General features: G+C 44.2%; 11 protein-coding genes and 1 CRISPR repeat array. Of the genes, 6 read left to right on the plus strand and 5 right to left on the minus strand.

What is annotated here, in order from left to right; translation table 11 throughout:
* Positions 1-2: 2 nt before the first annotated feature.
* The 4 genes from HMPREF1536_RS17700 to HMPREF1536_RS17715 form a co-directional block, all read right to left on the minus strand.
* Positions 3-2,165, minus strand: a complete 2,163-nt coding sequence (locus tag HMPREF1536_RS17700) for a CRISPR-associated helicase/endonuclease Cas3 (protein ID WP_044191596.1) — start codon at positions 2,163-2,165, stop codon at positions 3-5.
* The gene (locus HMPREF1536_RS17705) at positions 2,162-2,755 is read right to left on the minus strand and encodes a hypothetical protein (protein WP_052349785.1); all 594 of its coding nucleotides are present in this window, start codon (positions 2,753-2,755) and stop codon (positions 2,162-2,164) included. The genes HMPREF1536_RS17700 and HMPREF1536_RS17705 overlap by 4 nt, the downstream gene beginning before the upstream one ends.
* A gap of 10 nt (positions 2,756-2,765) precedes the next feature.
* Entirely contained in the window at positions 2,766-3,425 is a 660-nt protein-coding gene (gene cas6, locus HMPREF1536_RS17710; RefSeq protein ID WP_028726724.1) for a CRISPR-associated endoribonuclease Cas6, read from the minus strand.
* Positions 3,426-4,182: 757 nt separating this feature from the next.
* Positions 4,183-4,407 carry a DUF3791 domain-containing protein gene (locus HMPREF1536_RS17715; protein WP_028726723.1) on the minus strand — a complete coding sequence of 75 codons (225 nt, stop codon included), beginning with the start codon at positions 4,405-4,407 and terminating at the stop codon, positions 4,183-4,185.
* A gap of 113 nt (positions 4,408-4,520) precedes the next feature.
* A CRISPR array of direct repeats spans positions 4,521-5,010; the repeat unit is 30 nt; unit sequence CTTTAAATACCACTAAGGTACAATTAAACC.
* 380 nt (positions 5,011-5,390) lie between these two features.
* On the opposite strand from HMPREF1536_RS17715, the gene HMPREF1536_RS17720 reads away from it, so the two are divergent.
* Positions 5,391-6,320: a tyrosine-type recombinase/integrase gene (locus tag HMPREF1536_RS17720; protein WP_028726722.1), complete on the plus strand. Its 930-nt coding sequence runs from the start codon at positions 5,391-5,393 to the stop codon at positions 6,318-6,320.
* A 228-nt stretch (positions 6,321-6,548) separates the two neighbouring features.
* Here the strand turns inward: HMPREF1536_RS17720 and HMPREF1536_RS27700 are convergent, their stop codons facing one another.
* Positions 6,549-6,809: a hypothetical protein gene (locus HMPREF1536_RS27700; RefSeq protein WP_147337559.1), complete on the minus strand. Its 261-nt coding sequence runs from the start codon at positions 6,807-6,809 to the stop codon at positions 6,549-6,551.
* Positions 6,810-7,298: 489 nt separating this feature from the next.
* Here HMPREF1536_RS27700 and HMPREF1536_RS17730 point away from each other — a divergent pair, with 489 nt between their 5' ends.
* The 5 genes from HMPREF1536_RS17730 to HMPREF1536_RS17750 are packed head-to-tail and all read left to right on the plus strand — an operon-like array spanning position 7,299 to position 12,534.
* Positions 7,299-8,195 carry a DUF5119 domain-containing protein gene (locus HMPREF1536_RS17730; protein ID WP_028726720.1) on the plus strand — a complete coding sequence of 299 codons (897 nt, stop codon included), beginning with the start codon at positions 7,299-7,301 and terminating at the stop codon, positions 8,193-8,195.
* A 17-nt stretch (positions 8,196-8,212) separates the two neighbouring features.
* Positions 8,213-9,307: a fimbrillin family protein gene (locus HMPREF1536_RS17735; RefSeq protein WP_147337560.1), complete on the plus strand. Its 1,095-nt coding sequence runs from the start codon at positions 8,213-8,215 to the stop codon at positions 9,305-9,307.
* 44 nt (positions 9,308-9,351) lie between these two features.
* Positions 9,352-10,398: a BF2992 family fimbrillin-A clan protein gene (locus HMPREF1536_RS17740; protein ID WP_028726718.1), complete on the plus strand. Its 1,047-nt coding sequence runs from the start codon at positions 9,352-9,354 to the stop codon at positions 10,396-10,398.
* A 53-nt stretch (positions 10,399-10,451) separates the two neighbouring features.
* The gene (locus HMPREF1536_RS17745; protein ID WP_028726717.1) at positions 10,452-11,405 is read left to right on the plus strand and encodes a fimbrillin family protein; all 954 of its coding nucleotides are present in this window, start codon (positions 10,452-10,454) and stop codon (positions 11,403-11,405) included.
* A gap of 22 nt (positions 11,406-11,427) precedes the next feature.
* Positions 11,428-12,534: a fimbrillin family protein gene (locus HMPREF1536_RS17750; protein WP_028726716.1), complete on the plus strand. Its 1,107-nt coding sequence runs from the start codon at positions 11,428-11,430 to the stop codon at positions 12,532-12,534.
* Positions 12,535-12,540: the final 6 nt, after the last annotated feature.

Here is a 12,540-nt window from a genome sequence, read left to right on the forward strand (position 1 = left end):
ATCTAAATGAATTTATCATGTTCCACTAATTGTAATCCAAAAATCTCATACTCTGCCTGCGACATGGGAACGACAAAAGGATTTGCTCCTATATCCTGCAACTGTTCGTATTTGTTCCTGTATCGGGAGATCGTTTTCCAGTTAACAGGTATTTCCATATTGATCCGCTCTTCCCAGGTGGCAGTGATGTAGTTATCCCTGTCGGCGGATAGTATGCTGGTCGCACTTTCTATTTCCAATGCTTTCAAGAGGACAGCTTCAGTCCGGCTGGTCAGGTTTATAAGCGAGAAGTCTCCGTCTTTTACAGCCAGGTGAATATCGATCTCCTTTGTATCGACCGATCGATATACATTGTCTATTTTTTCCTGCAGACATCTTTCCTGCAAAATACCCCCGTTGTCCGGCAGTTGGTCGAAACTACGTTTCAGTAGCTCCATTTTGTAAGGAAGCACATTCCCTTCAGGGGCGATTACATGAATCGGCCTGTAAACCCGGTGATTGACTGCTACTCTTTTTCTGTTTATTCTTCCGAATCGTTGTATCAGACTATCCAGAGGAGCGCATTGGGTAATCATCCTGTCGAAACTGATATCCAGACTGACTTCTACCACCTGTGTCGAAACGACCAGGCAGGGGCATTTCCCGTTCCTGTGTTCTTTCCCGTCGCCGTTGAATTCTTCTTTCAGTAGCTTTTCAAGTTTAACGCGGTCGCTTCGTTTGAAGCGGCTATGGATAAGCATCATGGGGATATCAGGAAATTCATTCCTGAATTCCTTGAAAGCAGCCTGCGCTTTGTTGACGGTATTGTAAATGACGAGTACTTTCTCTTTTTCCTTAAAGGCATTCGCCAGGATAGGGGAGATATTGTCCTCATTATCGAGTTTGAATATCTGATGGCGGTCGAATGTGTCCAGTATTTCATCCGGTAGTTTGACTTCATATACATTCTTTTTTCCACCCAGTATTTCCAGTAACTGTTTGTATAAAGCGGAAGGCATTGTAGCTGTTCCGATATGGATACGGCATTCAAACCTTAAAAGTGCTTTGACGATTTCCAGTACCATTGCTTGCGAGTAGTCTGAATAAGTATGTATCTCATCCAGGATGATATCACACCCCTTGATATCCAGTATGATACTTTCAAAACCGAAAGTACCGAAAATAATGGACGACAGTTGATGGGGCGTCAACACTTTGATGCTAGATCCGATCAATGGTTGTAACATCCTTTCTTCCATATTCTCTCCGACAACGATCTTCGATGTTGCATGCAGCAAACGGATATCCTTGTTGGGAATAGTTGCTTTTAGCCTTTCCCACATAGCATTTATGGAAGCTTGGAAAGGAAGGGTGTAAAATATGCGGCCTTTACATCTTTTCAATAGAAAATCGGTCTTTCCTGCACCTGTCGATGCGACTACCAAAGTGTGCGGGCGTTTGTTGTCTACCCCGATCAACGACAGGGGATATAGAGGATTTATCCGCTCCGTTCTAAAATAGCCGGACAGATCCGGTACTTCGAATATAGACTCAAGTTCCTTTTGAGTAGATGAAGAAAAAGCGGAAGCAAAATGATCTGCAGCCATTAATAAACCTCTCCAAACTGACCATCCGAAAGTCTGCGATTCGCAATACTCCACAGTATAAAGTAAAGCCTGCCGGGCTTCTTCCCGATCTATTCCGGAACATGGATATCCGAATCTATTCAATATCAGTATTCCGTATTGGCTCCATTCTTCCCAGTCCTGTAAATGATTGTCTATCCAATGGCGATCCCCCGGGACAATATCTAAAATACCTCTTCGCCGGGGATCGTCTATTATAGATTTATGATGGGCTACAACCATTTCTATCAGCGTATCCCATTCCCATCTCGGAAAGGCTGGTAGGAATGCCAAAGATGACAATTCATGTCGATGGATGAATTTAGTACGCCTGTTCGACAGGGAACCGTCAACAGTCTTATTCATCCGGTTCTGAAAATACTTATGTGCTTTACCCAAATCGTGTAAAGTCGCTCCTTTGAGGGCTATCTCCGTATCAAAAGGAAAATCTGTTCGCTTGGCGAAGACTTCGATAGCCCACCGGGTATGCAGGCTATGTTCAAGAAGTGAAACATGACCATTATCAGGACTTTTTGCAAGTATCTCGTCGATAGATTTCATAGGGTACTTCTGATCGGGTTACCTTTTACATGTAATATTCCATACATCTCTTCACCTCCGTGATATCTGTTATATCCGGCTTTGAACCCTTTTTCTTTATCAGAAGGTATCCACTCGAAACCGTCTATCTGTTCAAAATCGTCAGGTGACATTTCGGTAGGACGATCCGGTAATAATATATCTTCATTTCTGCATAAACAGATCGATTGTTTTGCTGCGCGCGATGCATCGTCATAGTTCTCAAAGGCGAGATATAAATGGGGGTATAGGAGAACGCCACGGGTAATGATACTGATGTTTTTAGGAATATAATAAACATTCCCTTGTGCATCTTTCTTTTTCTCTTTGACAAATCCGCCTTTAGACCAGGTTCGTTCCTGTTGCGAATCCAACCCGCAATAGTTAAGACGGTATCTGCTTATCTTTTGAACTCTTTCCGTCGTATTCAGTAACTCCGGGAAAAGTTTTTTTTCGATCCCCTCTATCGTGGACGTTATCAGGAATTGCAGACTGAATGTTTCACTATCCCTGACTGCTGTCCAGGGCTTGATAAATCCAAAAGGACCTGAGTATTTTACTACGTAATACATGATGTAATTGTTAGATTATTGAACCGCAACCACTACCGGTTAAAGAGCCAATGCCGCAATTCCATGCGAAGGCTTTTGTCAGAGGTGTACCTTCAATGATAAGAGGGCACATGCTGCATTTGTTACTGATATTATGGATAGTAATGAGTTTTTCTTTTTTATTGGGATAACTAAGGTCAAACTCAATCTTTAGGGACGGATCTTCCGGAAGTCCGGCAATCTGCATTTTGCGTCTTAATGTTTCGGCCATCATCTCTCCGGTATTCTCGTCTTTATATGTAAAGTGTTTATGGTTGCCATCACAAAAACGTTTTATAAAGATGGGGCTTCCGAGTTGGAAATGATTTTGGGTGGATAGGTCGGGAGTTTCCTGAATAACAATCCTTTCTACTTTCATTCCGCAAAACATATCTGGTGAGTCCATGATTGCATTTATTATGGTCTTGACATAATTCTCCTCACAAAAAGAGATAAACCAATTGGCTCCATAAGGAAAATGAAGTCCATTTTTGTATCTTTTTCCTCCCTTTAACCATGAGAAGGAGTATAAGGATATTTTATCATGTAGTTCGTTTGTTCCGAGCCAGCGATGCAATACACCAAGAAGTTTCTGCTGGTAATTGAAAGGTACGAGTTCGTTGTTGGCGCTCGTTGATAAATGTATTCTCATATAGTAATTCTGGTATTATATTTAGGTTATATATTATATAAGGTATAGATATAATCTAAGTAAGTTAATAGTATACTAAGTTTCTCCCAAATATAGTCATATATTTGGTCTGGCCTATGAATTTATTGCTTTTTTTGTTGATATAAAGGATGGCTCCTCCCTTTGAAGAGAGAATTGTCTTTGATTAACAGATAGTTTCGCTGTTAGAAAAAGTTTGAAAAAGATTTATACCACTAAGGTACAATTAAACCTTTGGAAACTTCTGCAACCTAATTACTGTCCGATCTGCTTTATATACCACAAAGGTACAATTAAACCACAAATAAATTGGCTGAAACGTTTGTCGCTACAATCGACTTTAAATACCACTAAGGTACAATTAACCCTCATCATCATGCAGACGTTGCATGATAGTAACCATCTTTAAATACCACTAAGGTACAATTAAACCACAAAAATACATGCAGAGTGTCGAAGATAACCTGTGCTTTAAATACCACTAAGGTACAATTAACCCTCAGGCGATAGCACTTGCCGATCCGGAATTATTACTTTAAATACCACTAAGGTACAATTAATTAACCCCCTATCAAATTTATAGAGATTCCCTGCTCTAAATATCTTCTAGCCTTGTTTGGTCTTTCGTTTTTACTAATTGAAGTTGTCGACCTGCAATTGTATGAAATACCCTGGGGATCGACAATTCTTTAATGGCAAACAGATTCGATCACAACATTCGATCCGTGATAAAGTGTTATCATCCCAATCCTCCTCCATTTCGTTTACAGATAACAGATAGGTCGTCAACAGCATCGCTTAGCGAAAGTTGATGTTCGGCCTCGTAGCATTCATCCAAAAAAACAAGTCCTTTGAAACGTTGCAGATAGGCAAAAGCTTGCTTTGCACTCAACTTGTAACGCTCTGCAAAAGCATTGATACAATAGATGATATAAGTTACACGATTTTGCTGTTGTTCGTTCATTGTTGTTTACCTATTAATTACTACGTTAAAACAAAGATAATGAAAAACTATATATCTTCACTTGGTACAATTAAGCCTTGTCCTCATCCCTGGAACCTTCCGGTTTTTAAGTATGTTTCATACCACTAAGGTACAATTAATCCTGAGAAAGGGGGAAGTTATCGGCTTTGTAGGATCGACTTTAAATACCACTAAGGTACAATTAAACCGCGATTGGCCGTGCCCCTGGGTCTGCCGCTATTTACTTTAAATACCACTAAGGTACAATTAAACCTACCTATTTCCAAGTTGCTGGCTGTACAATCTTCCCCTTTAAATACCACTAAGGTACAATTAAACCCAGAAAACAGCGTATATAAAGGAAAGGATAAAGTCCCTTTAAATACCACTAAGGTACAATTAAACCTTACAGGCGACATATCAGAGCTGCCTTGCTCGGAATCTTTAAATACCACTAAGGTACAATTAAACCACAAGTTGGCCCTTTGGGGGGCGCAGCTGGTATGTGCTTTAAATACCACTAAGGTACAATTAAACCTATTATGCTGTTAAAAACAAAGGAACAGTTACACCCTTTAAATACCACTAAGGTACAATTAAACCCCTTATAGAAACCATAGATTTCCCCTGTTCTAAATACCTCCTAGCCTTGTTTGTTCCTTCTTTTCTGTCAATGATAGTTGTCGACCTTCAATTGTATGAAATACCTTGGGGATCGACAACTATCATCTACCTCTTATACTCTCCAAATCACATGTTTCTACTGTGTTGATGACAGCTATTCTGCATTATAGTCGACTAAAACAGAATAAAGCTTCCAAATATACATTATATTAATATATCCTGTAAGTTTTATTCTCCAATTTGTCCCGGTGCTTTTTATATTTGCATAGTAAATTGTTCCTTAGTGGTATCTTCCGAACCTATCCCCCCGTTTTTTCTGTTATATTCCATGCCAATATCAATTTAAACAAGAAATGAGTATGGAAGAAATTAATCGTATCAGGAAAGGGGTGGCGCGTAATGGGTTTGTGATTTATGCGCTGGGGGTTATTGACAAGATGGAGAAGGATGGAAGGTTTGGGATATCCCAAGCCTACCGGAGCAGTGTGAAATCGTTGGTGCAGTTTACGAAGAGTGAGCGGATACCGTTTCAGATGTTCCGGTTTGCGCTATTGGAGGAGTATGAGAATTGGTTGATACAGCAGGGATGTTGTGAGAATACCGCTCATTATTATCTACGCAATTTGCGGGCAATCTATAACAGGGCAGTGAAGGAAAAGGTGATAAGGCCCCGTACGAATCCTTTTTCCGGTATCTCGATGGAGTCAATGCCTACCCGCAAACGGTCGCTTCCCCGGAAATGGCTCAAACGAATCAAGAACCTTGACCTGGATGGAGGCTCGTCGCTTGCCATGTCGAGGGATATGTTTCTTTTCAGCTTCTATGCCTGTGGCATGGGGTTTGCAGATATGGTGAATCTGAAACATGAAGAGGTACGGCATGAAATGATCTGTTATGAGCGTGTAAAAACCGGCCGTCCGGTATCTGTTTTCGCAGAACCCCAATTACAGGAACTAATCAAAAGGTACAGGACGACCAGCCAGTATATCTGGCCTGTTTTGTCGGATGGAGTAGACCGTGCACAAAACTACAAACGCTATCGGAGTGCACTGGTCTCATTTAACCGGCATCTGAAGAAAATAGCTGAACTCGCAAAAATCCCCGAATCACTGTCTTCTTATATGGCCCGGCACTCTTGGGCTACCGCTGCTCGCAACAAATTGATGCCGACAGCAGCGATCAGTACCTGTCTGGGACATGCCTGCGAACAAACCACGCAAATCTATCTGGACTTCTTTGATGAAGCAGTACTGAAAAAATTGAATCACAAAGTGATAAATTTGGAATAGGGTCAACCCTTTATTTGTCAAACTGTCAACCATCCTCCCCCCTGAAGCCTTTCTACAGGCGTCGGGTAGGGGGATGGTTCAAATATTCGCTTCTCCTGAAGTTAAGGAATGACAGAAAGAGAGGGAGGGAGATATAATACGAACTATTTGTAATGACTTTTCCAATAGACTCCCGGCCGGTTTCTGCGGCTGCTACTTATTCTTATCGAATAGCACCAAAATATCTTTTTAGAATTGAACCGTTTTGTTTGGCTTCCGGAAAGCTGAAGGGAGGGATTGTGCCTGATTTCTTGCTTCGGGAGGGTAAAAAGCGGAATTACCTGCCAGCTGATTACCACTACCCGGCAAGTAATTCCCATCAGCTGCCGGGTGAATGCCTGTTACCTGCCGGCTGGTTGAAAATAGCAGCCGGGTAGTTCTCTTTATGACCGTGCTGGTTGGCATAACACAGGTACTTTTGGATGCAAAAGACGCCTGAACGACTCCCATAAAGGAATTAGTGAAAAAGAACGTGTTACGAATGTGCCCGATATTCGATGATATTGTTATGACATGCCCTATAAATGCATCATTTTGACATTCTCTAAAGACTCTCCAGAAGCGCTGGAATATATAAATAACGCTAAAATGAAATTGAATTTGGAAGATAAATAGATAGCATGAATATCAAAGTTTCTTCTAAGATGAGGATTGTATCTCTATTATGCATAGAGATACATTATATTTACTTAACTAAAAACTGATACAAAGATAGAAAATATTCAATTTCAATATAGGTTGACCCTTAAGGTTTAAAGAATATTTAACCAATCAAAAAATGTTATCAATTTCAGCTTCTTTCACAAAATCGCGATTGTGAATAAAAACTATCAATCCCTAACGATGTCTTTTATCCTTTTGATAATTAGTTGTTTATGAAGGCTGTATCTCTATGCATAATAGAGATACACGTAAAAGAGGCTAAAACAGCAGAAAAAAATGTCAGATCGGGATATATATGTATGGGGATTGAGTTTGTCGGTATTTATGTTGCTGGCGACCGTCGTATTTTCTTCCTGCCGGAAAGAGGAAACCGATCCTGTAGTATCGGTGGGGAACGTCCGGCTCGCTTATAACTGGGACAAACTTCCTGCGGAGATCAAGTCCGGTGAAGGGATGTCTTTGCGTTTCTATGGTGCCGATGGCCAGGTGTACGACCGGCAGTCGGATACGGTTTCTTTCAGCGGTGAACTGCCGGAAGGGACTTACCGGGTGTTGCTGCGCAATCGTCCGACACCGGGCATTGGTTTTCGTGGGGATGATTGTTACGAAACGGCCGAAGCCTATCTGACTGCCGATAGCCGTGCTGCGGAGTCTGCCGGTCAGCCGGGTTGGCTGTTTGCTGCGTCACTGGCTCGTTGCGAAGTGTCTGCCGCCAGGCCCGTGGAGCTGTCTGTTGTCCCGCGGCCGATGGTTCACCGCATTGCCTTTAGTCTGAAGATAACCGGCCGTCCGGTGGAGGATGTGTCTGCCTGTCTGTTGAATGTGGCGACGGCACTCAACCTGAGTACCGGCAAGTCGGTAACTTCGTCCGGTGGGGAAGTCGTTATCCCTGTTGAACGTACCGGCGGACAGTTTGCCGGTCAGGTACGTATCTTCGGCCTGTTGAACGATCCGGCCGTGGAGAAGAAAAACCTGAAGTTGACGATCCGTTATGCCGACAATACAGGCAAGACCATCGAACTGGATATCTCCGATCAGCTGGACGACCTGCACGAAGGGGTGGGAAGCGATGTGGAGATAGAAGTAAATGTCGACGCGGATGATGTACGCTGGACTGTCCGTATCATTGAATGGAAGAATGAGAAAGGCCCCGATATACCTGTCGAACTTTGACAAAGGAAAAAATCAATATGAACACAGATATAAGGATATTATTTACACTGGGCGTTGTGGCTCTCCTGCTGTGGAATTGCTCTGCTGACGAAGGAACCGGGACAGGGAACGCTCCCGGGGTGATCCGCTTTGTTTCGGGTCCCGGTAGCAAAAGTGGCCCGGTGAGTGGCTCCGGCTTTGCCGCCGGGGCGGAAGTCGGTGTGTTTGCCTTAGAGAATACCGCAGGCAATGTACCTACTCCGGATGATGCCCGATTGATGGATAACCAGGCGTGTCGTGCGGATGGAGTTGGCGGGCTTACGTATGAACCGGTACAGTATTATAAGGAGAATGCCCGGTATAGCTTTTATGCCTACTATCCGTACACAGCGGATGCGGTGTTCTCTTTGTCCGGTACATCTCCGGTGCTGGCCTGCACGTTTGCTTCCCAGATAGATTATATGTACGCTACCCCGTTGGAAAACTGCGAGCCAAGCAGCGAAGCGCAACAACTTGTTTTCCACCATGCCCTGACCCAGATCAGACTGGAAATAGCGAACCATACAAAGAAAAAGCTGGTTCTTCATGCCATCCGGTTGCATGGCCCCGGTAGTGCCACGCTGGATATTGCCAGCGGCCAATGGCTATCGCCCGGCGACTGGCAGACCTATGCCCTGTATGGCCCGGCCGGTGACCTTGAAATAGCTGCCGGCAGCACGGTATCTGTCCCCGGACAGCTCATGCTGCTGCCGTCGGAAGGAACCGGAGCATCTTACACCTTCGATATAAGTGCCACCCGTGGCGACGATTCTTCGCCCACCGAACAGAAAGGCGTTGCTCTGACCCTGCCCGCCGGTGGCCTGAATGCCGGTGTCTCTTATCTCTATACAGTCAGCTACACAGCCGACGAGGAGGAAAAACCGAATGAACCGGATGAACCCGACGACCCGAATGATCCGAACGACCCGGATACGCCGGGTATCCCAGACGTTCCCGATATCCCTGTCGACCCCGACCCCGACCCGGATGTCCCCGACGTTCCGGATACCCCCGACAACCCTGTCACCATCACCTTCAAGTCCACGCTGTCCGCTTGGACGCTGATAGATGTCGGTGATACCGAAGTTCATTAATAATGAATAGAATAACAGATGTATTAATATTAAAACGACTCAATATGACAACTACGAATTTATTACTATCCATCCCCTTCCTGCTTTTAGCAGCCACCGGATGCACCACCGAGGAAATTAGTGATACCCCCATCCCCAACGAGAAAGGGGAATATGCAGTCAATTTCAGCGGAGGACTGGATATGGAACAGACAAAGAGTGGAACAACAAATTTGGCAGACGGGGTAAAAGTTACGATTTCAGCGTATGCACATGATGCAACTGAAACAGCTATAGCTAGCGGCAAATATGCTGCAAGTAGCGGCGGTTTCACAGGCGAATCCAGTTATACCATGTATCTGGCTAGAGGTTCTTACGACTTTTATGCAGTTTCCTGTAATTCCACGACAAAAGAGGTTCCGGCATTTACAAAAGGAACATCTTCTGATTTAGAAAATGGAGTGGATTATATTTGGGCACAAGCTGCGAATCAAGATATAGAAAACACTGAAAAATCTATTACTTTAGGATTAGCCCATAAAGCCGTTTGCATTGAGATTACTGTGAAAACAGCCGCAAATTCCGGTATAGAACTGATTTCATGGGAAGGTGATGCTGCGACAGATAATGATAATGCTACCATAATGCCACCTGCTGTGACTGATTGTAAGATGTCGTTATCTACCGGAGTAATAACGCCGGCAGCAGGTGTTGTTTCTGGTGTTACAGCATCTAATATGATAACAACAGCAGTGCAAGGCACGAGTGGATATGGTAACGAAAAAATAGCTACCGCCTCTTATTATATACTTCCTTTGGCTAAAAAAGATGATAGTCATTCTCACGAATTGACTGTTACCTTTAAAGTGAAAGTAAAGATAGATGGGCATGATTATACGATAGCTAATACAAACGGCGAATCCAAAACATATACCACCAAATTAACAGCTCCGGCATCCGGTAGTTATGCTTTCGAGGCCGGTAAGAAATATACCTATACTGCCACCCTGAAGCCAAACACGATCTCCTTTACGGGAGCAACGGTGACAGCCTGGGAGGAAGGGGTGAAAGAATCTCCTTTAACACCGACAGAACCAGAGCCTGCATCTTAATCTTACAACAATGACAACCCGTTTTTACCTTAATATATACAATATTTATCCTGTTGTTGGCCGGCTGCGCCGATGAAGAGCAGCGGGGTGAAGAACCTGTGCCAACTCCACCCGAGGAGTTGGTGGCCGTCTCTTTCAGCAGCACGATCGATCTGACGACGAAGGCTACAGAGGGAGTTTCCGAGAATTTAGCCGAAGGCACGCTTATAGATGTTCATGTCTATAAACAGGCAAATACGACTGCTCCGTCGGGAAGCCCCTTGGTTACCCGTCGGTATAAGGTACTATCAGGGGGAAATATGGAGCCTGCCGACCCCAGCAACACAATGTATCTCCCTGTCGGTACCTATGCTTTTTTTGCACTGGCTATCAATGCCGAGGGACAGGATCCGCCCGCCCTGGCTGCTTCCTCTTCCTATACTGGTGAATTGAAGAATGGCTTGGATTATATCTATTGTGCCGTGAACAGTACGCTCCATTCCTCACCCGAAGCGCCGCAGAACATTTCGCTATCTTTTTTCCGTCTCGCTACCCGCATTGACCTGAAGATCGATTGTGGCAGCGGTAGCGATAAGGCGACAGCGGCAACGGCTCCCACCTTCGCTTTACCTCTCACCAACCCTGCGGGCACGAAGATCTCGCTGGGGGCTAATCCGGTGATTACTGCCGGTGCGCAGGTGGAGAATAATAATACGAAAGTTACAAGTACAGGCTCAGTCGACAATGGTTTTACCGCCTCTTATATCCAGTTGCCTTTGTCGGGAAAACAGGATATCCCGGTTACGATTACTTTCCCGTCCATCACGTTTGCCGACCTGGTACAAACCAATAAAGTCTATACCCTCACTATCCCGAATACAGAGGCCGGTTTAGTTTCCGGAAACCAATATGATTACAAGGTAAATATTACCGGAAACGATGTCTCTTTTAATAACCTGACAGTCACAGAGTGGACGGGAGGTACGAATGGTAATATATCCGACAGTGATATAACGGAAGATTTTTGACGACGTTAAAACAGGAATAATCATGAAATATCAAATGAACATACACAGATTGACAGGCCTTTTGCTTCCGGCTTTTTGCCTGACGCTGGCTATCGGTTGTAGCCATGAAGAACCGGTCGATATTCCGGATATGGAACCCAGGTCGGAAATCCATTTCTTTACCTCGACCCGGACGCGGTCTGAGAACAACGGACTGACGACATCTGCCAAAGTGCGTATTTATCCCTATCAGCAAAAAACTGGGGTGACGGCACCAGTCATGGAAGGGGGCAAAAAATATACGGCGAATGATCCAGACGGAACGACACTGGCTCCGGTGGCTTCTGCTGAGGGATCGGAGGCCAAAGATATGATTCTTCCTGCAGGGAAATTCGGGTTTTATGCCGTTTCAACAAATAGCAGTACGGCAGAAGCTCCGGAGTTTAATACCATAGCAAATGAAGGCTATCCGACAGACGACTCAAAGAGTACTACTGCACTTGTTAATGGTATCGATTATCTGCACGCTGTTGCAGAAAAAAAGATACAATTCGGTACAGGTCAGAATATCCCTTTGATATTTAAGCATGTAGGAACCCAGGTTCAGCTGACTGTGCAGTTCGATAAAAATGCCTGTGCGGCAGATGAATCAGCTGCTCAAAAGTTTGACCTTGCCGATGTTTGGGTACAACAAACTGATGTGACAGATGCCTATATGTACCTGAAAGACGGCCAGGTTCGTGTCAGCAATAATATAGGATTGCAGCCATTAGACTGTGGTTCTGAAGTCGATGGATTAAAAACCGATCAAATGGCAATAATGTCCGTAGAGAAGGTTGGAAATGTGAATGGGAGCATCCCGGCCAATCAGGTAGCCACCTACAATATGTTACCATTGAAAGCAGGGGGATCCTTAAAGATGTGGATAAAGGTCGTTATTAAAGACCTTAAAGTGGGGGACACGGACGTGGCAACCCATACTTATACCGGACAGCTTGATGCCTCTAACGGCTGGAATTCCGGTGAACGAAACAGCTATACGCTGATCCTGAAAGGTAATGTAATTACTTTCTCCGGTGTGACAGTGGAAGATTGGAAAAGCGGAACTTCCGGCGTAGTAGGCGGCGTAACGGATTCAAAAACAAACTAAATCCAG

It is taken from the genome of Parabacteroides gordonii MS-1 = DSM 23371, from assembly GCF_000969825.1.
GTDB lineage: Bacteria > Bacteroidota > Bacteroidia > Bacteroidales > Tannerellaceae > Parabacteroides > Parabacteroides gordonii.

Coding starts and splice junctions, on each gene's coding strand:
- HMPREF1536_RS17700 (WP_044191596.1), bottom strand. CDS start 2,165: ATGAAATCTATCGACGAGATACTTGCAAAAAGTCCTGATAATGGTCAT.
- HMPREF1536_RS17705 (WP_052349785.1), bottom strand. CDS start 2,755: ATGTATTACGTAGTAAAATACTCAGGTCCTTTTGGATTTATCAAGCCC.
- cas6 (WP_028726724.1), bottom strand. CDS start 3,425: ATGAGAATACATTTATCAACGAGCGCCAACAACGAACTCGTACCTTTC.
- HMPREF1536_RS17715 (WP_028726723.1), bottom strand. CDS start 4,407: ATGAACGAACAACAGCAAAATCGTGTAACTTATATCATCTATTGTATC.
- HMPREF1536_RS17720 (WP_028726722.1), top strand. CDS start 5,391: ATGGAAGAAATTAATCGTATCAGGAAAGGGGTGGCGCGTAATGGGTTT.
- HMPREF1536_RS27700 (WP_147337559.1), bottom strand. CDS start 6,809: ATGGGAGTCGTTCAGGCGTCTTTTGCATCCAAAAGTACCTGTGTTATG.
- HMPREF1536_RS17730 (WP_028726720.1), top strand. CDS start 7,299: ATGTCAGATCGGGATATATATGTATGGGGATTGAGTTTGTCGGTATTT.
- HMPREF1536_RS17735 (WP_147337560.1), top strand. CDS start 8,213: ATGAACACAGATATAAGGATATTATTTACACTGGGCGTTGTGGCTCTC.
- HMPREF1536_RS17740 (WP_028726718.1), top strand. CDS start 9,352: ATGACAACTACGAATTTATTACTATCCATCCCCTTCCTGCTTTTAGCA.
- HMPREF1536_RS17750 (WP_028726716.1), top strand. CDS start 11,428: ATGAAATATCAAATGAACATACACAGATTGACAGGCCTTTTGCTTCCG.